At 55.1% G+C, this 24,956-nt stretch carries 26 protein-coding genes; 12 read left to right on the top strand and 14 right to left on the bottom strand.

The window, feature by feature from the left end; all coding sequences use genetic code 11:
• Nucleotides 1-9 precede the first annotated feature (9 nt).
• From AC0L7R_RS11205 to AC0L7R_RS11175, 7 genes are read right to left on the bottom strand one after another with little or no spacing between them, the layout of a single operon-like run.
• Nucleotides 10-648 (bottom strand): urease accessory UreF family protein, encoded by a 639-nt coding sequence (locus AC0L7R_RS11205; RefSeq protein WP_473656960.1) that lies wholly within the window; start codon nt 646-648, stop codon nt 10-12.
• Nucleotides 638-1,108: an urease accessory protein UreE gene (locus tag AC0L7R_RS11200; RefSeq protein WP_473656959.1), complete on the bottom strand. Its 471-nt coding sequence runs from the start codon at nt 1,106-1,108 to the stop codon at nt 638-640. The genes AC0L7R_RS11205 and AC0L7R_RS11200 overlap by 11 nt, the downstream gene beginning before the upstream one ends.
• Nucleotides 1,108-2,868, bottom strand: a complete 1,761-nt coding sequence (gene ureC, locus AC0L7R_RS11195; protein ID WP_473656958.1) for an urease subunit alpha — start codon at nt 2,866-2,868, stop codon at nt 1,108-1,110. Before ureC ends, AC0L7R_RS11200 begins: the two co-directional genes overlap by 1 nt.
• A gap of 3 nt (nt 2,869-2,871) precedes the next feature.
• Entirely contained in the window at nt 2,872-3,195 is a 324-nt protein-coding gene (locus tag AC0L7R_RS11190; protein WP_473656957.1) for an antifreeze protein, read from the bottom strand.
• A 2-nt stretch (nt 3,196-3,197) separates the two neighbouring features.
• Nucleotides 3,198-3,503: an urease subunit beta gene (locus AC0L7R_RS11185; protein WP_473656956.1), complete on the bottom strand. Its 306-nt coding sequence runs from the start codon at nt 3,501-3,503 to the stop codon at nt 3,198-3,200.
• A gap of 10 nt (nt 3,504-3,513) precedes the next feature.
• A complete protein-coding gene (locus AC0L7R_RS11180; RefSeq protein ID WP_247126830.1) occupies nt 3,514-3,816 on the bottom strand; it encodes an urease subunit gamma in 303 nt (100 codons plus the stop codon).
• Between the two features lie 3 nt (nt 3,817-3,819).
• Nucleotides 3,820-4,635: an urease accessory protein UreD gene (locus AC0L7R_RS11175; RefSeq protein ID WP_473656955.1), complete on the bottom strand. Its 816-nt coding sequence runs from the start codon at nt 4,633-4,635 to the stop codon at nt 3,820-3,822.
• 281 nt (nt 4,636-4,916) lie between these two features.
• Here AC0L7R_RS11175 and AC0L7R_RS11170 point away from each other — a divergent pair, with 281 nt between their 5' ends.
• Entirely contained in the window at nt 4,917-5,531 is a 615-nt protein-coding gene (locus tag AC0L7R_RS11170) for an exonuclease domain-containing protein (protein ID WP_473656954.1), read from the top strand.
• Between the two features lie 97 nt (nt 5,532-5,628).
• Nucleotides 5,629-7,002: an MATE family efflux transporter gene (locus AC0L7R_RS11165; protein ID WP_473656953.1), complete on the top strand. Its 1,374-nt coding sequence runs from the start codon at nt 5,629-5,631 to the stop codon at nt 7,000-7,002.
• Here AC0L7R_RS11165 and AC0L7R_RS11160 read toward each other — a convergent pair whose 3' ends face one another.
• Nucleotides 7,003-7,686, bottom strand: a complete 684-nt coding sequence (locus AC0L7R_RS11160; RefSeq protein WP_247126837.1) for a GntR family transcriptional regulator — start codon at nt 7,684-7,686, stop codon at nt 7,003-7,005.
• A gap of 368 nt (nt 7,687-8,054) precedes the next feature.
• On the opposite strand from AC0L7R_RS11160, the gene AC0L7R_RS11155 reads away from it, so the two are divergent.
• The 7 genes from AC0L7R_RS11155 to AC0L7R_RS11125 all read left to right on the top strand — a co-directional run bounded on the left by AC0L7R_RS11155 (nt 8,055) and on the right by AC0L7R_RS11125 (nt 16,336).
• Nucleotides 8,055-9,158, top strand: coding sequence for an ABC transporter ATP-binding protein (locus tag AC0L7R_RS11155; RefSeq protein ID WP_348109108.1), 1,104 nt, complete (start codon nt 8,055-8,057; stop codon nt 9,156-9,158).
• Entirely contained in the window at nt 9,155-10,120 is a 966-nt protein-coding gene (locus AC0L7R_RS11150) for an ABC transporter permease (RefSeq protein WP_247126839.1), read from the top strand. The genes AC0L7R_RS11155 and AC0L7R_RS11150 overlap by 4 nt, the downstream gene beginning before the upstream one ends.
• A 12-nt stretch (nt 10,121-10,132) precedes the next feature.
• Nucleotides 10,133-11,014 (top strand): carbohydrate ABC transporter permease, encoded by an 882-nt coding sequence (locus AC0L7R_RS11145; protein WP_247126840.1) that lies wholly within the window; start codon nt 10,133-10,135, stop codon nt 11,012-11,014.
• Nucleotides 11,015-11,041: 27 nt separating this feature from the next.
• Nucleotides 11,042-12,604, top strand: coding sequence for an extracellular solute-binding protein (locus AC0L7R_RS11140; protein ID WP_473656952.1), 1,563 nt, complete (start codon nt 11,042-11,044; stop codon nt 12,602-12,604).
• Nucleotides 12,605-12,680: 76 nt separating this feature from the next.
• Nucleotides 12,681-15,005, top strand: coding sequence for a DUF4962 domain-containing protein (locus AC0L7R_RS11135; RefSeq protein WP_473656951.1), 2,325 nt, complete (start codon nt 12,681-12,683; stop codon nt 15,003-15,005).
• 33 nt (nt 15,006-15,038) lie between these two features.
• Nucleotides 15,039-15,785: an SDR family NAD(P)-dependent oxidoreductase gene (locus AC0L7R_RS11130; protein WP_348109111.1), complete on the top strand. Its 747-nt coding sequence runs from the start codon at nt 15,039-15,041 to the stop codon at nt 15,783-15,785.
• Nucleotides 15,785-16,336: a GNAT family N-acetyltransferase gene (locus tag AC0L7R_RS11125; RefSeq protein WP_473656950.1), complete on the top strand. Its 552-nt coding sequence runs from the start codon at nt 15,785-15,787 to the stop codon at nt 16,334-16,336. The genes AC0L7R_RS11130 and AC0L7R_RS11125 overlap by 1 nt, the downstream gene beginning before the upstream one ends.
• 9 nt (nt 16,337-16,345) lie before the next feature.
• Here the strand turns inward: AC0L7R_RS11125 and AC0L7R_RS11120 are convergent, their stop codons facing one another.
• The 5 genes from AC0L7R_RS11120 to AC0L7R_RS11100 all read right to left on the bottom strand — a co-directional run bounded on the left by AC0L7R_RS11120 (nt 16,346) and on the right by AC0L7R_RS11100 (nt 21,428).
• Nucleotides 16,346-16,657 (bottom strand): cupin domain-containing protein, encoded by a 312-nt coding sequence (locus tag AC0L7R_RS11120; RefSeq protein WP_247126845.1) that lies wholly within the window; start codon nt 16,655-16,657, stop codon nt 16,346-16,348.
• Nucleotides 16,658-17,097: 440 nt separating this feature from the next.
• Nucleotides 17,098-18,309, bottom strand: a complete 1,212-nt coding sequence (uxuA, locus tag AC0L7R_RS11115) for a mannonate dehydratase (protein WP_473656949.1) — start codon at nt 18,307-18,309, stop codon at nt 17,098-17,100.
• Between the two features lie 3 nt (nt 18,310-18,312).
• Nucleotides 18,313-19,377 carry a Gfo/Idh/MocA family oxidoreductase gene (locus AC0L7R_RS11110; RefSeq protein ID WP_473656947.1) on the bottom strand — a complete coding sequence of 355 codons (1,065 nt, stop codon included), beginning with the start codon at nt 19,375-19,377 and terminating at the stop codon, nt 18,313-18,315.
• Nucleotides 19,374-20,387: a Gfo/Idh/MocA family protein gene (locus AC0L7R_RS11105; protein ID WP_473656946.1), complete on the bottom strand. Its 1,014-nt coding sequence runs from the start codon at nt 20,385-20,387 to the stop codon at nt 19,374-19,376. The genes AC0L7R_RS11110 and AC0L7R_RS11105 overlap by 4 nt, the downstream gene beginning before the upstream one ends.
• Nucleotides 20,388-21,428: a Gfo/Idh/MocA family protein gene (locus tag AC0L7R_RS11100; RefSeq protein ID WP_473656944.1), complete on the bottom strand. Its 1,041-nt coding sequence runs from the start codon at nt 21,426-21,428 to the stop codon at nt 20,388-20,390. It lies immediately after the preceding gene.
• Nucleotides 21,429-21,518: 90 nt separating this feature from the next.
• Between AC0L7R_RS11100 and AC0L7R_RS11095 the strand changes: the two genes are divergently transcribed.
• From AC0L7R_RS11095 to AC0L7R_RS11085, 3 genes are all read left to right on the top strand, one after another.
• A complete protein-coding gene (locus AC0L7R_RS11095; protein WP_473656942.1) occupies nt 21,519-22,247 on the top strand; it encodes a GntR family transcriptional regulator in 729 nt (242 codons plus the stop codon).
• A 103-nt stretch (nt 22,248-22,350) separates the two neighbouring features.
• The gene (gene dusA, locus AC0L7R_RS11090) at nt 22,351-23,346 is read left to right on the top strand and encodes a tRNA dihydrouridine(20/20a) synthase DusA (RefSeq protein ID WP_473656941.1); all 996 of its coding nucleotides are present in this window, start codon (nt 22,351-22,353) and stop codon (nt 23,344-23,346) included.
• Nucleotides 23,346-24,170 carry a TSUP family transporter gene (locus AC0L7R_RS11085; RefSeq protein WP_473656940.1) on the top strand — a complete coding sequence of 275 codons (825 nt, stop codon included), beginning with the start codon at nt 23,346-23,348 and terminating at the stop codon, nt 24,168-24,170. Before dusA ends, AC0L7R_RS11085 begins: the two co-directional genes overlap by 1 nt.
• Nucleotides 24,171-24,204: 34 nt before the next feature.
• On the opposite strand, the gene AC0L7R_RS11080 is transcribed toward AC0L7R_RS11085, so the two are convergent.
• On the bottom strand, nt 24,205-24,864 hold the full coding sequence (locus AC0L7R_RS11080; protein ID WP_473656939.1) for an HTH domain-containing protein: 660 nt from the start codon (nt 24,862-24,864) through the stop codon (nt 24,205-24,207).
• Between the last annotated feature and the right edge of the window lie 92 nt (nt 24,865-24,956).

Raw genomic sequence — 24,956 nt, 5'->3', positions numbered from 1 at the left:
GAATTCCTTTTATGTGCGAAAAACACGTGAATATTGGGTTTCATGTCGCATTGCGGTAATATCGGACATGAACGTCGCGGCGTGCAAATCGTCTAACGTTGCGGTTTGTACGTCTTGGGCGACAGATAGGCAAAGCGGTTTCAGTTGTGTTTGCACACGTTGCCCGTCCGTCTGGCCTAACGGAACAAGTCGCATTGCGGCAGCGGTCAAATTGCCTACAAATGCCTGCAAGTACATCGCGGTCGTCAGTTGCGGGTCAAGCCCTAGCGCATGGGCTGTGCGCCCCACGGCAACCGGATAAGTCAGCCCTGACAGCGGCACGTCAAACACGTCACGCACTGTGTCGCAGAACGCGGCCCCTTGCAGGTCGGTTTCCATCAACCGTTCTTTTGATGCTGCAAAAGCGCGGGCGCTCGCGTCGACTGTATTCACGTCAGACGTGTCTGCGTGATAAGCCGTGACAAGTAACACAGCATCGGCTCGCGCGCCGCCAAAGGTTAACAGTGCCGTCAGCCAGTTGGTCAGATCAGAAGTTGATGTAATCGTGCCTGTTTCAATGGCCGTTTCAAGCCCGTTTGAATAGGCAAACGCCCCAACTGGAAAGGATGGCGACAGCAGTTGCGACAACGTCAGGACGTCAGTGGTCATGCGCCGTATGCCCGTGTTCGTGGCTATGTGTGCGGCCATGTCCGTAGGCGCCGCCTTCGGGGGTGAAGGGTTCGACGACTTGAGTCACAACCGCCCCGAGATGTTCAAGCATGTGCCCGATCACTTTGTCGCGCTGAATCAGCAGGCGGTTTGGTTCAATTTGGCAGGGGGTGTGGCGATTGCCGACGTGCCACGCGAGCTGCACCAGATTTGCGCCCGTGATCGCAAGCAGCGGTTCTGCGGCGGCCTCGATCGCGATGTATTTCCCGTCTTGAACACGCAAGCCATCGCCGTGGTTTAGCGATGTCGTTTGGGCCAGATCAATCAGGACAGATGCGCCGGTCTGTGTCTTGATGACTTTGCGCCGTAAAAAACGGTCGTCGTAGCTCAAGACGCATTGATCAATGCTATCGGTCCAATCGCCAGCCGCGATAACGCCGTTGCAGGTATAATCAGCCATCAGAACAAGAAGTACCGTTGTGCCATTGGCAGTTCTGCCGCGGGTTCGCAGGTCAGCAATTCGCCGTCGGCGCGGACTTCGTAGGTTTCGGGATTCACTTCGACTACGGGTAGGGCGTCGTTCAAGATCAGGTCTTCTTTACCGATGTTGCGCGTGTTTTGCACCGCGACCGTCTGCTTAGAAAGGCCAAGTTTGTTGCCGATGTCGTTTGCTTGCGCGGCCTCGGAAACGAAGACAACAGCCGAATTTTCGACCGACCGCCCATAAGCCCCAAACATGTGCCGCGAATAGACCGGCTGTGGCGTTGGAATTGACGCGTTCGGATCGCCCATCTGTGCAGACACGATGGAACCACCCATCAAAACCATCTCTGGTTTGACCCCAAAGAACGCAGGGTCCCACATCACCAGATCGGCGCGTTTGCCTTCAGCGATGCTGCCGATTTCGCGGGACAGGCCGTGGGCAATGGCTGGGTTGATCGTGTATTTCGCGATGTAGCGGCGGACGCGGTAATTGTCGTTATCGCCTTCTTCTTCCGGTAGCGCACCGCGTTGTTTCTTCATCTTATCAGCAGTTTGCCATGTGCGGATGATGACTTCACCGACGCGGCCCATAGCTTGGGAATCCGAAGCGATAATCGAAAACGCGCCCATATCGTGCAGGATGTCTTCTGCGGCAATGGTTTCTTTGCGGATGCGGCTTTCGGCGAAGGCTACGTCCTCGGGGATGGATTTGTCGAGGTGGTGGCAGACCATCAACATGTCGAGATGTTCTTCCAACGTGTTTACGGTGTAGGGCCGTGTCGGGTTAGTTGATGCTGGTAACACGTTGGCGTCGCCACAGATTTTGATGATGTCGGGGGCGTGACCGCCGCCTGCGCCCTCCGTGTGGAACGCGTGGATGGTGCGGCCTTTCAAGGCTGCAACCGTGTCTTCCACAAAGCCGGATTCATTGAGCGTATCAGTGTGAATCATCACCTGCACGTCCATGTCGTCGGCCACGGAAAGGCAGCAGTCGATGGCGGCAGGGGTGGTGCCCCAGTCTTCATGCAGTTTCAGCGCACATGCGCCTGCGTTGACCATTTCCTCCAACGCGGCGGGTTGGCTCGCGTTGCCTTTACCCGCGAAGGCGAGGTTCATCGGAAACGCATCCGCCGCCTGCATCATCCGCCCAATATGCCAAGGGCCGGGGGTGCAGGTCGTCGCCAGCGTGCCATGCGCAGGGCCAGTGCCGCCGCCAAGCATCGTGGTTAGACCAGAATGCAGCGCGTCTTCGATCTGTTGCGGACAGATGTAATGGATGTGGCTGTCGAACCCACCAGCAGTCAGGATGCGCCCTTCGCCTGCAATCGCCTCGGTTCCCGGACCCACGATAATATCGACGCCCGGCTGGGTGTCGGGGTTACCTGCCTTGCCGATCTTGTAGATGCGCCCGTCGCGCAGACCGACGTCCGCCTTGTAGATACCGGAATGGTCCACGATCAGCGCGTTAGTGATGACGGTATCAACAGCCCCATCGGCACGCGTGACTTGGGACTGGCCCATACCGTCGCGGATGACTTTACCGCCGCCGAATTTGACCTCTTCGCCGTAAAGGGCGGCATTGCTACCGGTCCCACCAGAGGTCGCGGCGCCAGCGCGTTCCGCAGTCAAATCGCGTTCGACTTCGATAATGAGATCCGTATCCGCAAGGCGTAGACGGTCGCCCGTTGTCGGGCCAAACATAGCGGCGTAATCGGCGCGGGAAATATGAGAAGGCATGGCTTACCCTTTCTTCAGGCCGCGTTTGCCAAGACGTTTGGCATTCGCGCGGGTTTTATTGCGGATTGGTTTGATCGCGGCTGCGGCGATTTCATCCAGCGTGCCGCCGTTCATTGCGACGCGTGTCGCATCGGTATTCGCCTTCGTCATTGCATAGACTTTTTCTGAAATCATCCTGCCGTCTTCTGCTGGCGTAACAGACCAGATGCCCCACATGCCCAACATTCGCATCGCAATCACGGATTGGGCTTCGGCCATCATCATGCCAACTTCGATGGCGCTACCCATCAGTTTAGCAGGGTTTGGGGGAGATAGTTGATGGGCCATATTTACAAGTCCCCCATAACTTTTTGATTAAAACCAAAGATGCGGCGGGCACCCGATATCGCGACCAGATTGACTTCGCGGCGTTGGCCGGGTTCGAACCGCACGGCTGTGCCTGCGGCGATGTTCAGGCGCATGCCACGTGCGGTGTCGCGGTCGAAATCAAGCGCACCGTTGGCTTCGGCAAAGTGGTAATGCGAACCGACCTGAATAGGCCGGTCGCCTGTGTTGGCGACCATCATCGTCGCTTCGTCCGCGCCTGCGTTCAGGGTCAGCGTGCCTTCTGCAGGAAACATTTCTCCGGGGATCATGGCTGTTCTCCTAGCGGATCGGGTTGTGGACGGTGACCAACTTGGTCCCATCGGGGAAGGTGGCTTCGACCTGCACGTCATGGATCATTTCGGGAATACCTTCCATGCATTGATCGCGGGTGATCACGTGCGCGCCGGCCTGCATCATATCGGCTACCGACCGACCATCGCGTGCACCTTCAACAACGGCGTCGGTGATCAGCGCAATCGCTTCGGGGTAGTTCAGTTTTACACCACGCGACAGGCGTTTGCGGGCCACTTCAGCGGCCATCGCAATCAGCAGTTTGTCTTTTTCACGAGGGGTCAGTTTCATCGGCTAAAGCCTCCAGTTCTTGGGGACGGCGTCGTCGGTTAATCGGGTCATGATCAGTAAAAGCTGTTGGCGTAAGGCAAAGCTGTCAGCGGCTAGCATGCGCACAACCAAAGTTGTTTCATTCAGCATGCTGGCGCCAGCCGTGTCGGATAGCGTTTCGCGGATCGGATTAAGGTGCGTTTCGGCAGCGGGGTGGCAAAACACGATGTTCGCCATTGCGCGAGCACCATTTGCCACGGCAGATTGTGCCAACGTCGCAGACATATCGCCAGACAGGGACACGCCATCCAAGTAGATCGGCACATCATCACGGGTGATCCGTACGCGGTCGTTGAACAATCCACTTGTGACCGTTTCGCCAGAGGCTTCGCGGCCGAAGACCAGAGGTTCGACCATCAAGAATGTCGCGTCAGGCGCAAGCGTCACGTTAAGGCGGCGCTGTAGTCGTGATCCGTCAAACAGGATCGTTTCTTGCGGCAACCAGTGCAGACGCGCCCCTTTTTCGACAGCGAGCGTTGTCTGCAATTGGCCAACGGTCTGGTCTGCGGCTTTGTAAATACGTTCGGCGGCTTGGGTCGTCAGCGCAAGTGTCGTGTCGTTCCCAGCGGTGGCATCAATGGTGTAGTGATCGCCGCCGGCAATGCCGCCCGCTGTGTTCAAGATGACCGCCTCGACGCTATCATGCGGAGCGCGCGGGAAAATGACGCGGAAAGACCCTTGTTCGCGCAGATCAGCCAAACGTGTCGGGCTGTTCGCATCCTTGGCCACGCGAACGGCAAGCGTGCCCCGCGCACGTTGTAGCGCAGGCGGCTTTGGCATCGGCACGCATTGGTTCATCGGGGCGGGTTCTCCTGTCGCTTGATGTTCATCGACCTGTTTTGGCGAAGGGGCAAGGTAAGGGTGGTCCAGTGCCTTCGTCTTGGGCGCCGCTGATCGGTGTGCGTAAAAATTACGCGAGATTGTCTATAAAGTGTGCGATGTGAAAACTGTCAAATTGTGAACGATTAGGCGGCTTTTCTGGCTGGTTTGCTGTGGCTGCCCCTTCAATTGCATCTTGCTGTGGTGGTATTGTGTAAGTCCAATCAGGAGAGGCAACATCAATGGGAAATCCGACTGCGCCCTTGCCCGATGGTCCTTTTCGGTTCGTTGCCCTTGATGTTGAAACCGCCTGCCGCGATAGCGCGAGCATTTGCCAGATTGGGATCGCCTGTGTGGACGGGCAGGGCGGGATTGCGACGTGGACGACCTACGTGAACCCAGAGCAGCGTTTCGAAAGTTTTAACATCGATTTGCACGGGATTGGGCCTGATACGGTCAAAGATGCGCCGACTTTTCCTGAAGTCTGGATGGACTTGCATCCATTTCTGTATCCCTATCATCTTGTTCAGCATAGTAATTTTGACAAATCCGCCATTGCAGCGGCTTGCCGTGTCTACCGGCTGCCGCCACCTGACCTAAGCTGGAGCGATAGCGTCAAGATTGCGCGCAGTGCATGGCCGGAATTTAAGGGGAATGGCGGGCATGGTTTGGGGCATTTGAAAACAGCCTTGGGTCTATCGTTTCGGCATCACGATGCAGGTGAAGATGCACGTGCTGCCGCCGAAGTCGTCCTGAAGGCCGAGGCGCAGCTAGGCCAAACCTTTGCCCAGATCGCGCAGACCAATCAAAAGGCGCAATTGTCGTGGCTGACCCAGCCGGAAAAATCACAAAGTTGATCTGTCGCACTGGTGACTGGCGCGTGGGCTTGCTACGTCTGGCATACTAGTAATTCATTTCGCCGCGCCTTCGCGGTTTCTTTCAATTCGAAAGCCAATGCGTTTGTCCGCCTCATCGTCTGCAGATCACATTCCGACTTACCGCGACGCGTTTGCAATGGCATGGCCGCTAGGGCTGAAGGCGTTGATGCTACACGGGATTGTCGTGATCGACGCGTTTCTCGTGTCGCCGCTGGGGGAGGAGGCGCTGGCTGCGATGGGGCTTGCGAGCGCGATTGCAGGCCTTTTGATGGGCGTGATCTTTGCGTTTTCGAACGCGACGCAGATCAGGATTGCACAAGCATTCGGGGCCGCTGGACCCGTTTCGCTGAAAACAAGTTTCTACTGCGGTTTGTTTATCAACATCGGAATGAGCTTGATTGGCCTGTCTTTGGTGATCTTATTCGGGGATGATCTGATCGCCCGTTTCGCACACACGCCCGACATTGCCGTGGAGGCCGTGCGTTATTTGCACATCTTCCTGTTCGTCGTGCTGTTCGAAGCGGTAGGTCAATGCCTTGCCGGTCATTTCAACGGCTGCGGTAAAACCAAAGTCCCGTTTTATAGCTATCTGATCGCTGTTCCGATGAATATCGGGCTGAGCTATGTTCTGATCCACGGCCTTTACGGTTTTCCCGAAATGGGCGTCGCGGGGGCGGCTGTCGGCAGTGCTGCATCCTCATTTGCACGCGTCGCTTACATGGTTATCCGCGGGGTTACGGACGACTGGGATGTCTTTGCGGCAAAGGGCTGGTCGCGTGACAGTTTCTGGATTGCGTTGCGCAGGCACTGGGTCTTCGCGTTGCCCATCGCTGGAACGTTCGTCAGCATGTCTGTTGCTACGCAGGTTTGTGCGCTGATCTACGCGAAAATGACAGTCATCGAATTTGCGGCAATGACGTTGATTTTGCCGTGGGTGCACACTGCTGGAACTTTTGGAATGGCGTGGGCGCAGGCGACGGGCATCATCATGGCGCAACTTTTGGGGCGCAAACTGGCGCCCGAACGGCTTGACGTGTTTTTGCGCAGGGCATGGCGAGGCGCGTTTGTTTCGGCCGGCTTTGTATCGCTGTCGTATCTTATCGTGATCCTGAACGCTGACTGGATCTACAGCGACCTTCAGGCGGAAACGACGCGCGCACTGATGATGTTTCTGCCTGTCCTGCTGATCCTGCCATTCCCGAAAGGATCAAACGCGATCTGCGGCCAAACATTGCGTGCGGCGGGTGACACGGTGCGGGTGATGAACATCTTCAACATCGGTCAATGGCTTTTCAAAGTGCCACTGACGTTATTGTTTGTTGTCTACCTTGATCTGTCGGTCGGGTGGGTATTTGCCTTGGTCCTGCTGGACGAAATCGTCAAATTCCCGTTGTTCCACTTGCGGATATTCAAAGGCAACTGGAGAACCGCACAAGTTTTGGATGCTTAATCAATTGTCGAAGTAGTCGGCGTTCGCTTCGGAAATTGCTTCGATTGTTGCATCTAGACGGGACAGATGCAGCATGCCCGCGGCGACCGCGCCTTCAGCGTCGTGGGTACTGATGCAATCTCTGATCGTTTGGTGATCTTCCAACAGCAGGGCCATACGATCTTCCTTTGACAGGCTCAGCATACACAGCCGGTCAACACTGGCCTTTTCCTGTTTGATGATCTCAAACGCGAAGTCGACTTTGGCGATCTCACACAGTGTTTGGTGGAATTCGTAGTCCAATTTGCCGAATTGTTCATAGTCGCGCGCATCGGTTGCTACCTTTTGCATCAGCAGATTGGCGTCCAGACGCGCGGCGCCCATCGCATCGCATTCAGCGGCTGCACGGCGCAGGACTTCGGATTCAATGGCTGCACGGACAAATCTGGATTTTGTGATTTCGCGGGATGAAAAGCGTTTCACCTCTGTCGCGCGCTGCGGGCGGATCAGAAGCAGGTCAAGATTCTCGAGCCGACTAAAGGCGTCGCGTACAGGCTGTCGTGAAACACCGAACCGTGCGGCAATCTCTGCTTCCGAGATTTTGTCGCCAGGCAAAAGGTTTAACGACGAAATTTCATCGTACAAATGATCGAAAACGACGTCGACGCTTGTACGGCGGTCCCTGTTGGGGGCTATGTTTGTCATGTGCAAGGTCTCCGAAGTTGCGGGTACATAATCTGCCGTGACGGAAATGACCAGTTCGACAGAATTGTTATCAGCGTGGCGCGGTCTTTATCGGTCGCCTGTGTGTCGGGGCACCTTACCTACGTCAGACGGTGGACCCTTTCGAACGCCTGCATCGTAAGGCTGGCAGGGGTCAGTTTCTAATGGCGTCGTCATCGTCCGATTAATCATGGTCATCCTCCCAGGTACTTCTATCTAGACGCATTTTTGCTCAGAAATCAATACTAGTATTCTAGTTTTGGAACTAGTATACCAGATACACCGAGGGCGAATCTATATCGCTCCGGGAGGAATTTTATAGGATCGCGCTGCGGCGCTAGGGGGGGTCCATGTCTGGCGTAAAGTTAGAGAGCATTGTCAAAGCCTATGGGGCCTTACAGGTCGTGCACGGCATTGATCTTGAGGTTCAGGAAAAAGAATTCGTCGTTTTGGTGGGGCCATCGGGCTGCGGCAAATCAACGACGTTGCGCATGATCGCGGGTCTTGAAGAAATTTCCGGTGGTGATCTTACGATTGACGGCAAGCTCGTGAACCGGATTGCCCCGAAGGACCGAGATGTGGCGATGGTTTTCCAGAACTACGCTTTGTACCCACACCTGAATGTCGCTGAGAATATCGCGTTTGGCCTGCGTATCCGTAAGGAAAGCAAGGAATCCATTGCGTCTTCGATTGATGAAGTCGCTGGTATTCTGGGGCTGAAAGACTATCTCGAACGGCGTCCGGCTGATTTGTCAGGTGGTCAACGCCAGCGGGTTGCGATGGGCCGTGCGATTGTACGGAACCCGAAGGTTTTTTTGTTCGATGAACCTTTGTCCAACCTCGACGCCAAGTTGCGTACGCAGATGCGCGCAGAGATTAAACGCCTTCACAAGCGTTTGGGCGTCACTAGCATCTACGTGACACACGATCAGGTCGAGGCGATGACCTTGGCTGATCGTATTGTGGTCATGAATGACGGCCGGATTGAACAAGTCGGGACGCCGATGGAGCTGTTCTTGAACCCTGCGAACGCCTTTGTGGCCGGTTTCCTTGGCGCACCGCCAATGAACCAGTTGAAGGCGACGATTTCTGGCGGTGATACAGCACCGATCGCGGAATTCGGCGGCCAACAGTTTACGTTGCCACCTTTGCCTGGATTGCAAAATGCGGTGGGTCGTAAGGTCATCGTGGGCATTCGTCCTGAATATGCGACGCCGCAGGCCGGTCCGTCTGAAGGCAGCATTTCCTGCGATCTGGAACTGGTTGAAACGCTTGGCTCGGAAGCCTTGCTGCACACGACAGTTGGCGGCGAACCGTTTGTGATCCGCACCGAAACCTTAGGGAAAATGGCAGAGCTGGAATCTGTCAACGCGTTCACGGCGGATCCAGAATTAATCAAAGTATTTGACGCTGAAACAGGGGTGGCCTTGTCCGGTCAGTTGCGTGTCGCATGAGTGACGCCGACACACATACCCCCGTCCAACCTGCGGTCCTGACCCGCCGACCGGTCAGCGAGCGTGTGATTGATCACCTCAAGCGTGAATGGCAGATTTATCTGATGCTTGCGCCGACCGTGATCTGGCTTTTGCTGTTCTTGTACAAGCCGATGTACGGTCTTCAGATCGCGTTTAAAGACTATTCGATTTTCCGCGGTGTCGCAGCAAGCCCATGGATCGGTTTCGAGCATTTCGAGACGTTGTTCAGTAGTGAGCAGTTCTTGCGCGCTTTGAAGAACACCATCTACATTTCGATGATGAGCCTTCTAATCGGCTTTCCTGTGCCGATCTTCTTGGCGTTGATGTTTAACGAAGTCCTCAATCAGACCTTCAAAAAGACATCACAAACAATCGTTTACCTGCCACACTTCATCTCATCTGTGATTATCGCCGGTATTGTGATTACGGCCTTTTCGCCATCAGCGGGTATCGTGAATACGATCCTCAGTTGGTTTGATATCGACCCGATTTACTTCCTGACGAAACCCGAATGGTTCCGACCGATCTTTATCGGGACAACGATTTGGCAAGAGGCTGGTTTCCAATCGATCGTCTTTATCGCGGCTATCTCTGGCGTGTCGCCTACGCTTTACGAAAGTGCTGTGGTGGATGGTGCAAGCCGCTGGCAGATGATGTGGAAGATCACCATTCCGTCCATCATGCCGACCATCATTATCATGTTGATCATCCGGATCGGGAACATGCTCGAGGTTAGCTTCGAGATGATCATCCTGCTCTATCAGCCTGCGACCTACGAGACTGCGGATGTTGTGAACACATACATCTACCGTCAGGGCCTGCAGGGCGGTCAGTATGACTTTGCCGCCGCTGCGGGTCTGTTCAACGCCGTGATCGCCTTCGCATTGGTGATGACTGCCAACACCATCTCTAAGCGCTATTCGCGCACATCACTTTGGTAGGGGGCCGGGCACATGGCTAATATGAACCTATATTCCCGCAATGACCGGATCTTTGTGATCGTGAACATGGTGTTGCTGGCGATTTTCACCATCTCGACGCTGTATCCGTTTATCTACATTGCTTCTTTGTCGTTCAGTTCCGGATTTGAGGCACGAGCAGGCAACGTTGTCCTGACACCCGTTGAGGCGACGATTGAGGCATATAAGTACATCCTTGCAGAGCCGATGTTCTGGATCAGCTACAAGAACACGTTCATCTACACCATCGGTGGGACGATCATGTCGCTGATGTTCCTGATCCCGGGCGCCTACGCCCTGTCGCGGCCCCAGCTTTATGGTCGGCGGTTCTGGAACCTGCTTGTCGCATTTACGATGTGGTTTAACGCTGGTCTGATCCCGTTCTTCTTGAACATGCGTGATTTGGGGCTGCTGGACAGCTATTTCGGGATCATCATCGGTTTTGCTGTGAACGGCTTTAACCTGATCTTGCTGCGAAACTTCTTTGAAGGCGTGCCGAGTTCGTTTGAAGAAGCCGCTCGAATGGACGGGGCGAATGACTTTCAGGTGCTGCGTAAGGTTTACATGCCGCTGGCAAAACCTGCGATTGCGACTGTGGCCTTGTTCTGCATCGTATCCCGCTGGAATGGCTTTTTCTGGGCCATGGTTCTTTTGCAGGACGATCAGAAAATCCCGCTACAGGTATTCCTGCGCCACACCATCGTGACGCTATCCGACGATCAGGAATTCACCGCCACTTTGGTTGACGCCAGCTATTCGGTCGAAACGGTATCAGCAGCGATCATCGTCTGCTCCATCATACCGGTCCTGATCATCTATCCATTCATCCAGAAGTACTTTGAAAAAGGTATCCTGCTGGGTGGTGTCAAAGAATAAGACGAAGAACGCATAAGGGAGGAAACTATGCACAGACTGACACTTACGGCGGCATTGCTTGCCGGCACAACACTGAGCGGGGCGGCATTTGCTGACGGTCACTTGCGGATTGTGGAGGAACCGCTTGAACTGACCATCCAGATGAACCACGCACGTTACCCACGTTACGACAGCGATTGGCCTGTCGAAAAAGTAGCAAGCGAACTGACAGGTATTAGCCTTGTTGACGACACTGTGGGGGCAAACACACGGACATCTGAAAACAACGGTAAAACCGAAGCGCTGAACCTGATGCTCGCATCTGGTGCGATCCCTGACATTGTAGGGTCCAGCCGTCTGAAAGACTTCGTCAACCAGTACGGTCCAGAAGGCGCGTTCCTGCCGCTGAACGATTTGATCGACGAACATGCGCCAAACCTGAAGGCGTTCTTCGCAGAGCGTCCTGAAATCGCATCCGCGATCTCTGCGGCTGATGGCAACATGTACTACATCCCATATCTGCCGGACGGCAAATACGGTCGTGCATATTTTATGCGGACAGATTGGTTGGACGCACTTGGCCTAGAAGCACCAGAAACAGTCGAAGAAGTCGAAGCTGTCCTGCGCGCCTTCAAGAACGACGATCCAAATGGCAACGGTCTGGCAGACGAAGTGCCTTACTTTGCACGTCAGTGGCCAGAGCTGATCCGCCTTGTGACACTGTGGGATGGCCGTTCATCCGGTTCTGACACATACCACGATTTCTACGTCAACGACGGCATGATCGAGCACCCATATGCTGGTGAAGGCTACCGTGATGGTATTGCTGGTTTGGCTGGCTGGTACGCTGATGGCCTGATCGACGCAGAAATCTTCACACGTGGGTCTTCTTCGCGTGAGTATCTGTTGTCTGAAAACCTTGGTGGCATGACGCACGATTGGTTCGCATCTACATCCGGCTACAACACATCGTTGCAGGAAAAAGTGCCCGGCTTTGAATTCAAGGCAATTGCACCACCTGCGTCCGTGTCTGGCGTGCGTATGGAAGAGCACCGTCGTATTCCGATCAAGCCAGATGGCTGGGCAATCGGTGGCACGAACGATCATCCTGTTGAAACCATCAAGTACTTTGATTTTTGGTTCACCGAAGAAGGCCGTCGTTTGGCTAACTTTGGGGTCGAAGGCGAACAGTACACTATGGTTGACGGTGAACCGACGTTCACTGAAGAATTCCTGACAAACGGCGAGCCGGTGAACAACCAGCTTTACCAAGTCGGGTCCCAGCTTCAGGCGCGTGGTTACTTCCAAGACTACAACTACGAAAAGCAGTGGTCGAACGAGTTCGCGCTCGAAGGTATCGCGCTGTACGACGAAGGTGATTACCTCGTCGACCAGTTCCTTGGTGTTGCATTCAACGCGGAAGAACAGCGCGTTTATGACCGTCGTTGGCCGTCCATCCGTGACTACATGCTCGAGCGTCAGCAAGGCTGGATCCTTGGCAACGGCGACGTCATGGAAGACTGGGATGCGTACCAGCAGACACTGGAAGACATGGGTCTTCAGGAGGTTCTGGACGTCATGAACTCTGCTTACGCCCGCCAGTACGGCTAAGCCTTTTCAAAGCTAATCGGTGCGGCCCCGCGTTGGCCGCACCATCTTATTCGCCTCTGACTTTGAGAGTACAAAAATGTCTGCCTCTGCTGCAAAACTGGACGAACCCAAAACGGGTCGTCTGACTATTCAATACTGCCCACAAGGTGGCGTCGCTGTCGCCGAGAACCCGCCGCGTTTCTCATGGCTGCCAGAGATCGAAGACGAAGCCACTTACGTGCTGCGCGTCTCGAAGGATACAAAGTACCCCGCGAAACATACCTATACATTTCCGCATATTGCGTTGAATTTCTTTACCCCTGACGTGGTTTTGCCTGCGGGCGATTACGTCTGGTCCTACGCAGTTTGTGACCCAGAAACGGGGAAGGCCAAATCGACATGGAGTTCGGACCGTGCCTTTTCCGTCGCCGAGGGATTGCCAGTGACGCCGCTCGCCTCCCGCGCTGTGCGTTACAATGATGCGCCGCGTTCTCATCCACGCATGTGGCTGACTGGTGATCGCTTGGCACAATTCCGCAAGGATGTTGCCGAAGATCCGGACCATTGCACATGGTCGCACTTCTATAAGGAATCTGTCCTGCCGTGGATGGACCGTGACATCATGCCTGAACCTGCGGGTTACCCGAACCACCAGCGTGTGGCACCTGTTTGGCGCCAGACCTACATCGACTGTCAGGAACTGCTTTACGCGATCCGGCATCTGGCTGTTGGTGGGAAGGTCACCGAAGACGCAGCCATGTTGGCCCGCGCCAAAGAATGGTTGCTGTCAGCCGCCGCATGGAACCCAGCAGGGACCACATCGCGCAGCTACACCGATGAATGGGCGTTCCGCGTGAATGTGGCACTCGCGTGGGGCTATGACTGGCTCTACAACGAAATGGACGAAGATGAGCGTGAAACAGTGCGCGTGGCTTTGTTGGCACGGACCCGCGAGACTGCCGATCACCTGATCAAGCACGCCAACATCCAATTATTCCCGTTCGATAGCCACGCCGTACGCGCGGTGTCTGCGGTGCTGATTCCGGCTTCTATCGCGCTGTTGGATCATTGCGACGAAGCCGAAGAATGGCTGAACTATTCCGTCGAATTCCTGTTCACAGTCTATTCGCCTTGGGGCGACACCGATGGTGGTTGGGCGGAAGGGCCGCATTATTGGATGACCGGTATGGCCTATCTGATTGACGCGGCAAATCTTCTAAAAGGTTACACTGGTATCAACCTGTATGACCGACCGTTTTTCCAAAAGACCGGTGATTTCCCGCTTTACACAAAATCACCAGACACACGCCGCGCCACGTTTGGCGACGACAGCACCATGGGCGATTTGCCTGCGGTCAAGATCGGTTTCAACCTGCGTCAATATGCAGGTGTGACGGGCAACGGCGCTTATCAGTGGTACTACGACGAAATTAAGCGCACGAACCCCGGCACGGAAAAGATGTTCTACAACTGGGGTTGGTGGGACTTTAATTTTGACGAATTGGCCTATCAAACCGACTTCCCGATCATCGAAGCGGTGCCGCCTGCGGATGACGACCAGTTGCGCCATTTCGAAGGTATCGGTTGGGTAGCTATTCAGCGCCGGATGCAAAATCCTGATGAGCATATCCAGTTCGTGATGAAGTCATCGCCCTACGGCTCCATTAGCCACAGCCATGGCGACCAGAACGCGTTCTGTCTTGCAGGCTACGGCGAAGACCTTGCGATCCAGTCTGGCTATTACGTCGCATTCAATTCGACGATGCACCAGAACTGGCGGCGTCAAACGCATTCCAAGAACGCGATCCTGATCAACGGTAAGGGCCAGTACGCCGGCAAGGACAAAGTCCAGGCGATGCGGTCAAAGGGCCAGATCACGACGTGTGAGACAAACGACGATCACATCTATATTCAAGGTGATGCAACAGAGGCCTATCAGTCGCTGTCACCCGAAGTGACTTCGGTCAAACGCGACGTCTATTTCGTCAACGACAGCTATTTCGTGATGGTGGATAGCATTGATGCGTCAGAACCGGTCGAAATTGACTGGCTGCTGCATGCGAATGCGCCAATGCATCTGGGCGATACCACATTCCGCTACACTGGCGAAAAGGCGGGTTTCTACGGTCAGTTATTGTGGTCTGAGGCGGGCACACCTGAAATCACCCAAGAAACGGGTTTCCCGAATGTCGACCCGTCCGAAATCGAAGGCTTGCCCGTCAGCACATGTCTGCACGCCAAGTTCCCGAAAGCCATTCGTCACCGCATCGCGACCCTGCTTGTCCCATATTCGCTGAATGACCCCAAACGGGTGTTCAGCTTCTTGGATGACCAAGGCTACGACTGCGATCTTTATTTCACAGATGCCGACGACCGCAGTTTTAAAGTGGTCGTTCCAAAAACTTTCGATGTCGGCAGATAAGCCGGCGCGACGTAATAAGAAGGAAAATTACGCATGAAACTTCAAGGGAAAACAGTCATCGTCACAGGCGGTGGCCGCGATATCGGTCTGGCTTGCGTGAAGATGCTCGCAAAAGCAGGCGCGAATGTTGCGATCAACTACTTTTCATCCAGCAAAGGCGCAGATGAGGCTGTGGCCGAAATCACTGCCGCGGGCGGTAAAGCGTTTGCGCTGCAAGGCGATCTGTCTTCAGAGGCGGGCGTGAACGCGCTGGTCGAAAAGACCGTCGCAGAATTCGGCGGCGTCGACGTTCTGGTGAACAACACAGGCGGTCTGATCGCGCGCAAAACGATCCTTGATATGGAGGTTGCCCATTGGGATGCGGTCATGGATCTAAACCTGAAAAGCATCTTCTTGATGATCAAGGCGTGCTTGCCGCACATGTCCGAGAACAGCACAATTGTGAACCTTGCCAGCCAAGCTGGTCGTGATGGCGGTGGCCCGGGTTCCGTGGCTTACGCGTCTTCCAAAGGTGCGGTGATGACGATGACACGTGGTCTGGCCAAAGAACTGGGTCCAAAAACACGCGTCAACGCAATCTGCCCCGGCATGATCGACACCGACTTCCACAACATCCACACGCCGGACGCTGCACGCCGTGGTTTGGAAGCATCCGCACCTGTGCGTCGTCAGGGCGTGCCGGATGATATCGCAAACTTGGTTCTGTTCCTCGCGTGTGACGACAGCGCGTTCATGACGGGCACGAACATCGACATCAACGGCGGCATGTTGTTCAGCTAATGGCGACGCCAGAAAATGTGATCATCCGCCCTGAAGTCCAATCGGACTTTGGGGCGGTTGCGTTTTTGCATACCGAAGCATTTGGGTCCGATGAACCGATTGTCGATCTTGTATCGGCCTTGCGTTCGCTGAAAGGGGCGTTGCCAACGCTTTCGATCGTCGCAGAAAACGAAGGACTTATTGTCGGACATGTCCTGTTGTCCCACACGTGGTTGGACGCGGATGCGCAAATGGTGGATGTCTATACGTTATCGCCGCTGGGCATTCTTCCTGAACACCAAGGCCAAGGTGTTGGAAAAGCACTGGTCGCCGCCGGTATTCAAGCAGCGCAGGACGCTGGGGCGGGCATGGTCTTTTTGGAAGGAAACCCCAAATATTACCGCGGCTCTGGATTTGTCGCGGCCGGTGATTTGGGCTTTAGACGGCCGTCGCTACGCATTCCTGAAAATGCGTTTCAGGTCTATCTGATCGAAGATAACGCCGAGCATCGCGGCACCGTCATCATGCGCGATGCGTTCTGGCAGTTGGACTGTGTGGGGTTACGTAAGTAGCCGCAGAGCTTATAGAAAATCATCGCGTCGTGGCGTGAAGCAATCGACCAGACGGCCCGGTTCAAGGCAGACGCAGCCATGCACAGCATTTGACGGTATGACAAAACTGTCGCCGGGACCTACTTCGGTCTCGACACCATCTACCGAAAACCGAAACCGACCGCTTTCAACAAACGTCGATTGAACATGCGGATGGTTGTGCAACGCTCCCTCGGCACCTTTTGCACCAAAGCCGAAGGCGACAACCATCAAATCAGGATGATCCGCCAGCACTTGCCGTGTCACATTTTCGCCTGCTTCGATTACCGGAAAATCAGTCATTTGGCGCTTCCTTGCTTTCGTCGATTCAACGTATTTTCAGCTTGAAATACTAGAATACTACGCGGGAAAACGGAAGCGTTTGTGATCAAGAACCTACAAGAAATTGCTGCCCGTGTGGTTGGATCACATGTTGAGGAACAGAAGACAAACATTCAGCTCATCGCCGTCGCTGCAAGGTCGCAGCCTTTCGTTAGCCGAATGCCAGCAGCCCTACGCCCACCCAGAAAACGATGCTGAAGCATAACATAAACCTCCACAGTAAAGCAGATTGAGGGTGCAAATCGTCTGATCGTTGCACTGCAACTGTGTGGTTATTCACGCAACGCCAGTTCGGATTGTGCGGTTCGGTCGTGTGCGCATCTAGTGGTGATCGATTGCGGGATAGGTCCATAGCTGCTCTCCTTGCCAGCAGACCATACCTCAAAAAAGTTAACGAATTCCTATCTTTGGGCGTGCGGCGTTGCGGCCATAATCCCGCGTAGTTCTGCCAGCCCTCGCATCCGACCGATCAACGGGTAACCCGGCATGCTGTCCTTTGTCAGGTCGTCCAGAATGTCTTGGCCATGATCGGGACGCATCGGGATTTCGTGATCGTCTCGACCCGCCTTGCGACGTTGCGCTTCCTCCGCCACAAGCGCTTGGATCACCGCGACCATATCTGTGTCGCCTTCGAGGTGGGCGGCCTCGTGGAAACTTGTACGCTCGCCGTCACTGGGCTGTTCGCGGGTCGTATTGCGCAGGTGGACAAAATGGATGCGGTGTCCTAGCGCGCGGATAAATGCCGGACCGTCAAAATCTGGATCAACACCCAGCGATCCTGTACAGAACGTGATCCCGTTGGCGGCGACATCAACGTCTTGGATCAGTTTGGTATAGTCCGCTTGCGTCGACATGATCCGCGGTAGGCCAAGTAGGGGGAAAGGCGGATCGTCAGGATGACAGCACAGGCGAATGCCAAGGTCTTGGGCGACGGGGGTCACTTCGGCAAGAAAGTCGATCATGTTGTCGTAAAGTTTGACCGCGTCAATTTGCGCATAGGTCGCAAGGTTGTCGCGAACTTGTTGTAAGGTCCATGTGTCGTTGGCACCGGGCAAACCTGCAATGATGTTGTTTTGCAGCTGTAACGCCCCATCGGCGCCAAGTTTGGAATACCGTTCGGCCGCCTGCGAAAGGATTTCCGCGCTATAGTCGTCCGCCGCTGTCGCGCGTTTCAAGATATGAAGGTCGAAGGCGACGAAATCGATTAGGTTGAATGACATTGCATTGCCACCATGATCCATCCGACGGCGCAGATCGGTCCGTGTCCAGTCAAGGATTGGCATGAAATTGTAACACACGACCGATATGCCGCAGGCCGCGATGTTGCGCAGGCTTTCAATGTAGTTGGCGACATGGCTGGTGTAGTCCGGACCCTTTGTCTTAATCGTTTCGGAAACAGGCAGGCTTTCGACGACATCCCAAGCTAGCCCCGATACAGTCCCGTCGGGGAAGGTGCTGATCTGGGCTTGTCGTGTTTTGATTTCATCCTGCGGCCATACTTTGCCGGGGGCGATGTGGTGCAGGGCCGAAACGACCCCCTGCACACCGCATTGCCGCATATCCGCAGTTGTGATCGTGTCGTGTGGTCCGAACCAGCGCCAAGTTTGTTTCATGTCTTACGAGTCTTTCGAGGGGTGCCAACCCGCATAAAGCGGGTGGTCTTCGGTCAAAGGGAGGGTGACAACAGTTCCGGTCCGCGCGGCGTGGTAAATCGCAGCAACCAGTTCAATCGATTGGCGGCCGTCGGCTAGGGTGACCGCTTCGGCTGGCTGTTGTTTGAGGTCAGCTGCGATGGCTGAAAGAAAACCTGTAAATCCTTGCGGCACATCACCCACGCTATTGATGACGTCATCAACGGCAGATTGAAGTTCTGGATCGCGTGCGGTGAAGGTCCACGTATCGGTTGCAGGCGCGTAAGGGGCTGTGCCACTGGTGATGGTGACACCCGAGAAAGCCAATTTGAGCCGTGTGGTATCATCCGCCGCCCCAAGGGTGATTGACGATGTGACTAAGGCGTCATTCATCATCTGCATTGAGATCGACGCGCAATCCTCTGTTTCTATTGGGTTTACGCGCGTCGCCGTAAATGCTGAAAGACTTTGAATTGGCCCCATCAGTGCTGTGATTAGATCGTGGTTATGGATCGCATGGCCTAAAACTGCGCCGCCGTTTTCGCCTGCCCATGTCCCACGCCAATCGATTGCATAATAATCGGCGCGGCGGCACCAATGGGTCTCAATGGATGCGGCATAAGGCGTGCCCAGAAGGCCGGCATCACGCAACGCTTGGACCTGCGTCATTGCGCGTCCGTAGCGGTACTGAAATACCGGATAAACTTTCTTTTTCAATGTATTGGAGATGGATATTAAACTATCTGCATCCGCAAGGGATGACACCAACGGCTTTTCGCAAATCGCATGTTTACCAGCCTTCAAAACCTGCATTGTGACCGGGTAATGCAGGTGTGGCGGCAAACAGACATCCACGAGATCGATACGGGGATCAGCGAGCACCGAGCTGAGGTTATCGGTGATCGTTATCGGATCTTCGCCCGCCACTTCTGACGCGCGCGCGCGATCGAGATCGCAAAGTGTCTTGACCTCGAATAGGTCCGGCAAGGCGCGATAGCCATCAAGGTGCTCGCGACCGATCCCCGCACCAAAAATTGCGACCGTGATCATTTGGTTTCCTCGGCGAGCATCTGCGCTTTGATCGCAAGTTCCATCGCTTTGAAGGTATGCGCTTGCGGAACCGCCGTATCTGTACGGTTCCGGATATCATCAGACAGCCGCGCGAAATACGGACGCCCCGCATCGCTGCAATCGATCTTTTCACAGCGGTCGCCGTTGACCAAATACAGGTGATCGCCCGTTTCATCGCGTGCGACGTCCACGTATTTGCGCAGCTCGATATACCCTTCGGTGCCAAGAATGGTCAGCCGCCCGTCGCCCCATGTCGGCAAAGCATCGGGTGTATACCAGTCGACCCTGATAAACCCATGCGCGTCACCTGCTTGAAGGACGATTTCGCCATAGTCTTCAAGTTCGGGATGGTTAGGGTTCGCATAATTTGCGGTATAGGCGCGCTTTATTTCAGCGTCGGTTTGGCCCGTCAGAAACAGAAACTGATCGATCTGGTGCGACCCGATATCGCATAGAATGCCTCCGTAACGGTCTCGTTCCCAAAACCAGTCAGGTCGCGTTGCTGCATTCAGGCGATGTGGTCCCAGACCGGTCGTCTGGATAACTTTGCCGATAGCTCCGGCAGCGACCAGTTCAGCGGCGCGGGTCATGGAGGCGACTTCGAAACGTTCAGAAAAATTCACCGACCAAATCCGACCGGTCGCTTTTTGGGCTGTCTTGATCGCGTCGAGTTGGTCCAACGTTGTGCATCCCGGTTTGTCGGTCATAACGTCTTTGCCCGCCCGCATGGCACGCACAGCAAATGCGGCCCGATCAGCAGGCACGCAAGAGATCAGGATCAAATCAATTGACGGATCAGCTAACAGCGTCTCTACATCCGTTACCCGCGGCACGTCCGGAAATCGTTTGATAAAACCGTCTAGCGGGGGCGGGGACCCTGCGGTCCACCATCCGACGAATTCTGCACCGACCTCGATCATGCTTTCTGACATGCCAAAGATATGACGGTGATCGATTCCAATCGCGGCGAATTTTAATGGTTTCGTCATCTACGGACCTTTCTGAACGCGGACCGACCGCTTTTCGTGTGACGACTGGACGATAGCATCGATCAAGTGGTGGACCTGAAGGCTGGCACGGCCGCTAGCGATCGGGGCTTTGCCGTCACGACCGGCCTGTGCAAAATCAGAGATAATCGCCTGATGCCATGCGAAGGTGAAGGCCATCGGGTCCGCGCCACCGCCCGTGTCGGCCTTTTCGCCAGTGACCTCCGTCGTCCCGTCGCGCCATTGCACGGTCACTTGCCCGCCTGTCAGCGTCGCGGACGCATGTGTGCAGTGTAGAGTGATGGACTCGGGCTGCCCCGGAAAACTGGCCGTGCTGGCAACGAGCGATCCGACAGCGCCAGACGCAAGATTAAGGCCCGCTGTCACATAATCCTCGGCTTCCATGTCGTGTAATGCGGTTGTCCTGATGGTCGCTTGGACGTTTTCAATCGGGCCAATCAACGAAAGGGCAAGGTCCAAGGTGTGGATCGCTTGGGACATCAATACGCCACCACCGTCACGCCCATATGTGCCGCGTCCGGGTTCGTCGTAATAGGACTGATCCCGCCACCAAGGCACGGATATTTCCACGACGGCGATGTCGCCCATCGCACCGCCACGCAAGCGCTTAGCCAGTTCCGCCGTGCTTTCCCGTATTCTGTGTTGAAAAACGATACCAAGCGGTACAGATGCATCTTCGCAGATTTTCACGATGGTTGTGGCTGTTTCGGTATCAACGGCCACGGGTTTTTCCATCAAGATCGGCTTACCGGCTTTTGCGCATGCGGTGACCAGATCAAGGCGGGCATTGGGCGGTGTGCAAATAATGACGAAATCGACGTCCGGGTCCGAAGCGATGTCAGCCACCGTGTCGTAGATTTTGGGAGCACTATCCAGAACCGGTGTCATTTCCTGTGCAAAAGCAACCGCTTTTTCAGTGTTGCGTCCGTAGATACCGCGCAAGGTCACATCCGGAGCAGCCGCAATGGCGCGGACGTGCGTTTCGGCAACCATTCCCAAACCGATCAGCACCGCGTTCATCATTGCGTCTCGCTCCATTCTTTTGCGTTACAGGAAGCGTAACGGGAGCGGGTGGCCATTGTAAAGCACCGGTATACCGGTATACCAATTGGTATGTCCGATGATCATCCTTCCGCACCGCCTAACTTGACGACGCTGACACCCGCGTTTGTTGATCCTGCATTGGCGGCAGGTCCGCAGGTTTTCGGAATTCTGAAAGATGCGATCCTGTCGATGCGGCTGGTGCCTGGTCAGGCCTTGTCGGAGCCCGAAATCGGAACTCAGTTGGGTGTCAGCAGAACGCCTGTCCGCGAAGCGCTTGCGCAACTGCGCGCCTTGCATCTGGTTGAAACGCGGCCAAGTCGCGGTAGCTTTGTCACCAAGCTAAACGCTGCAAAGCTGCAAGAGGCACAATTTTTAAGAGAGGCGCTTGAGATCGCCAACGTCACTCGCATCGTTGAATTTGGTATGTCTGCTGATGTGCGGGCTGCGATTGCTGAAAACCTTGCAGGGCAGGCGGCGGCGATTGTGGATGGCGACCATCTTGGGTTTCACCATCTCGACGACGCTTTCCACGGGTTGATTGCAGACGGCACGGGCTTCCCGCGTGCGGCGCAGGTGTTGCATGACGAGAAAGCGCAGCTAGACCGTTTGCGGGTGATTTCTTTGAATGATCCAGAACGGTTGAACACTCTACATGCAGAGCACACCGAATTATTTGATGCGATGATTGCAAAAGACAATGCGCTGGCGACAGAAATTGCACGGGATCACACAAGGGCAGTTCTGGCGTTGTTGCAGGACCTCGCAGAACAGAACGCAGCGTTTTTCGATCCATCTTGAGCAAGCACCCTAAGGCCAAAGCTGCATGGCTTTTCTTTCAAAGCGGTATGGGCTAACCCGAACCCGAACTCGGCCCGGAGGGGCTGCGATTGGGATATGTCACATGAGTGTAGACAAAGTCAGAAGCGCCGCCCGTTTGTCCGTCGCCCCGATGATGGATTGGACGGACAGGCATTGCCGTTATTTGCACCGGCTGATGTCAAAGCAGACGCTGCTTTACACCGAAATGGTGACCGCACCTGCGATTGTTCATGGTGATCGTGATCGGCTGCTTGGCTATCATGCCGCCGAACATCCTGTGGCGCTGCAGCTTGGCGGGTCTGATCCCGCGCAATTGGCGCAAGCGACCGCTATTGCCGCCGAATACGGCTATGACGAGGTTAATTTGAACTGCGGTTGCCCTTCCGACAGGGTGCAATCCGGTTCATTTGGCGCGATCCTGATGGAAAGCCCTGACGTCGTTGCGGCCTGTGTGAAAGCAATGCAGGACGCGTCCGATTTGCCTGTGACCGTCAAGTGCCGGATCGGTGTGGACGATCAAGATCCGGCGAAGGTTTTGCCCGACTTCTTGACGCAAGTCAGTGCCGCTGGCGTCGATCGATTTACGATTCACGCGCGCAAGGCGTGGCTGCAAGGTTTGTCTCCGAAAGAGAACCGCGATGTGCCGCCACTTGATTATGAATTGGTACATGAAATGAAAGGGTTGTTCCCGCATCTTCATCTGTCCATCAATGGTGGAATTACCAATTTGGACGCAGCGCTTGGCTTTCTGGATGCGGGGCTGGACGGTGTGATGATCGGGCGATTCGCGTATCACACGCCGTCTGACGTGCTGTTAGACGCAGATCGCCTTATCTACGGGGCCGATGCCGCGAAGACCGCTGAAGGCGTCGTGCACGAAATGGTGCCGTACATCACAGATCACATCGCGCAAGGTGGTCGCCTGAACCAAGTTACACGTCATATGCTTGGCATGTTCCAAGCCCGCCCTGGCGCACGCATGTGGCGGCGCTATCTGTCCGAGAACGCGCACCGCGACGGGGCTGATGCGCAGGTCCTGCTTGATGCTTTGTCCTTTATTACGAAAGAAGCTGCCTAATGCCTGAACTCTCACTGTTGTTGCCGATGGTCGGTTTGATCTTGATCATTGGTGCCTTTGCCGGTGTTTTGGCGGGCCTGTTGGGGGTCGGGGGCGGTATCGTGTTGGTCCCCGCGTTTTTCTACGCATTCAGCGCCCTTGGTTACGACAGCCCGCAGCTGATGCAATTATGCCTGGGAACATCGCTGGCAACGATTATCGTGACGTCGGTCCGGTCTGGGTTGGCGCATCACAAAAAAGGTGCCGTGGACCTGCAAATCCTAAAAGGCTGGCTGCCCGGTATCGTGATCGGTGCGGTCATCGGGGTGAGCATCGCGACATCACTGCGGTCTGGCGCCTTGCAAGCCATCTTCGGCGTGCTCGCAATTATCGTTGGGGCTTATATGGCCTTTGGACGCGCATCATGGCGCCTAGGTCCGGACATGCCTGTGGGGCCAGCACGTGCAGTGCTTTCGCCGCTGCTGGGGTTCTTGTCGGTGCTTATGGGGATCGGTGGCGGGTCGTTCGGCGTCCCTGTGATGTCACTATATGGCGTTGCTATTCACCGGGCCGTGGCCACCGCGGCAGGATTCGGTGTGATCATCGCCGTGCCGTCCGTGATCGGGTTCTTGCTTGCTGATATGTCGGCGGTCCCAACCCCGCCGTTGACGATCGGGGCGGTCAATCTTGTGGCTTTTGCACTGGTGATTGCGATGACCTTGATCACCGCGCCTTGGGGGGCTGCATTGGCGCATAAGATGGATCCTAAACCACTCAAGAAGGTCTTTGGTGTATTCTTGATCCTCGTGGCACTGAATATGTTGCGCAAAGCACTAATCGGTTAACCAGTTCGCTTTTTGCGAAAGTTTGGCCCTGCGGTTATTTCCGTTGGGCCAAATATGCCGTGTAGGACTTTTCAGGTTCATCCACGAAAAGGCTCGGAAGAATACGCATATCCGTGATCTGATCAACGCGGAGATCATCGAAGCCCTTGGACGTTTCGCACCAGACAACGCAGGTCCAAAGCCGCCCCCAATAATCCAGTTGGAGCGGCCTGACGGTCCTATGGTGACCACCTATAGACAGAAGCAGTTTTTGGCGGGCGCGAATGGCCTGCCTGATTTGCGGCAAATGCTGGAAACCCTTCGCCGCATCCGCAAAAGGGTAGATCGCAAAACTGTAGGGGGCAGGGCTGCGTGATCGGTCCTCTGGCATCACCGCGTCCAGTTTTTGGGTCAATGTGTTCGCTGCCGTCGCAAGTTCTGCATCATTGCCGCCGCCGACAGCCATCAATCCCATGTGCAACGCTTCTAATTCGGTCATGGTCAGGTTCAGTGGGGGCAGGGTGATAGCAGCCGTCACATGATAGCCCACACCGCGTTCACCTTCGATCGGCACACCGGATGCAGCGAGCGTTTCCATGTCGCGATAGATCGTCCGCAGGCTGACATCGACGGCGGCAGCCAGATCTGCTGCGCGGTGTAGCGCGCCATCTCTGAGGATTTGAACAAGTGCCATCAGGCGGTCTGCGCGTCGCATCTATGATTCCTTATCAACTTGTCCATCTTGACAAAAAACTGACAACTGACAAGTATTTGTCACAAATAACATCATGCCCTTGCAAAAAAGGG

The sequence above is a fragment of the Yoonia sp. D2-7 genome (genome assembly GCF_055809435.1).
This window is presented reverse-complemented; position numbering and strand designations above follow the sequence as displayed.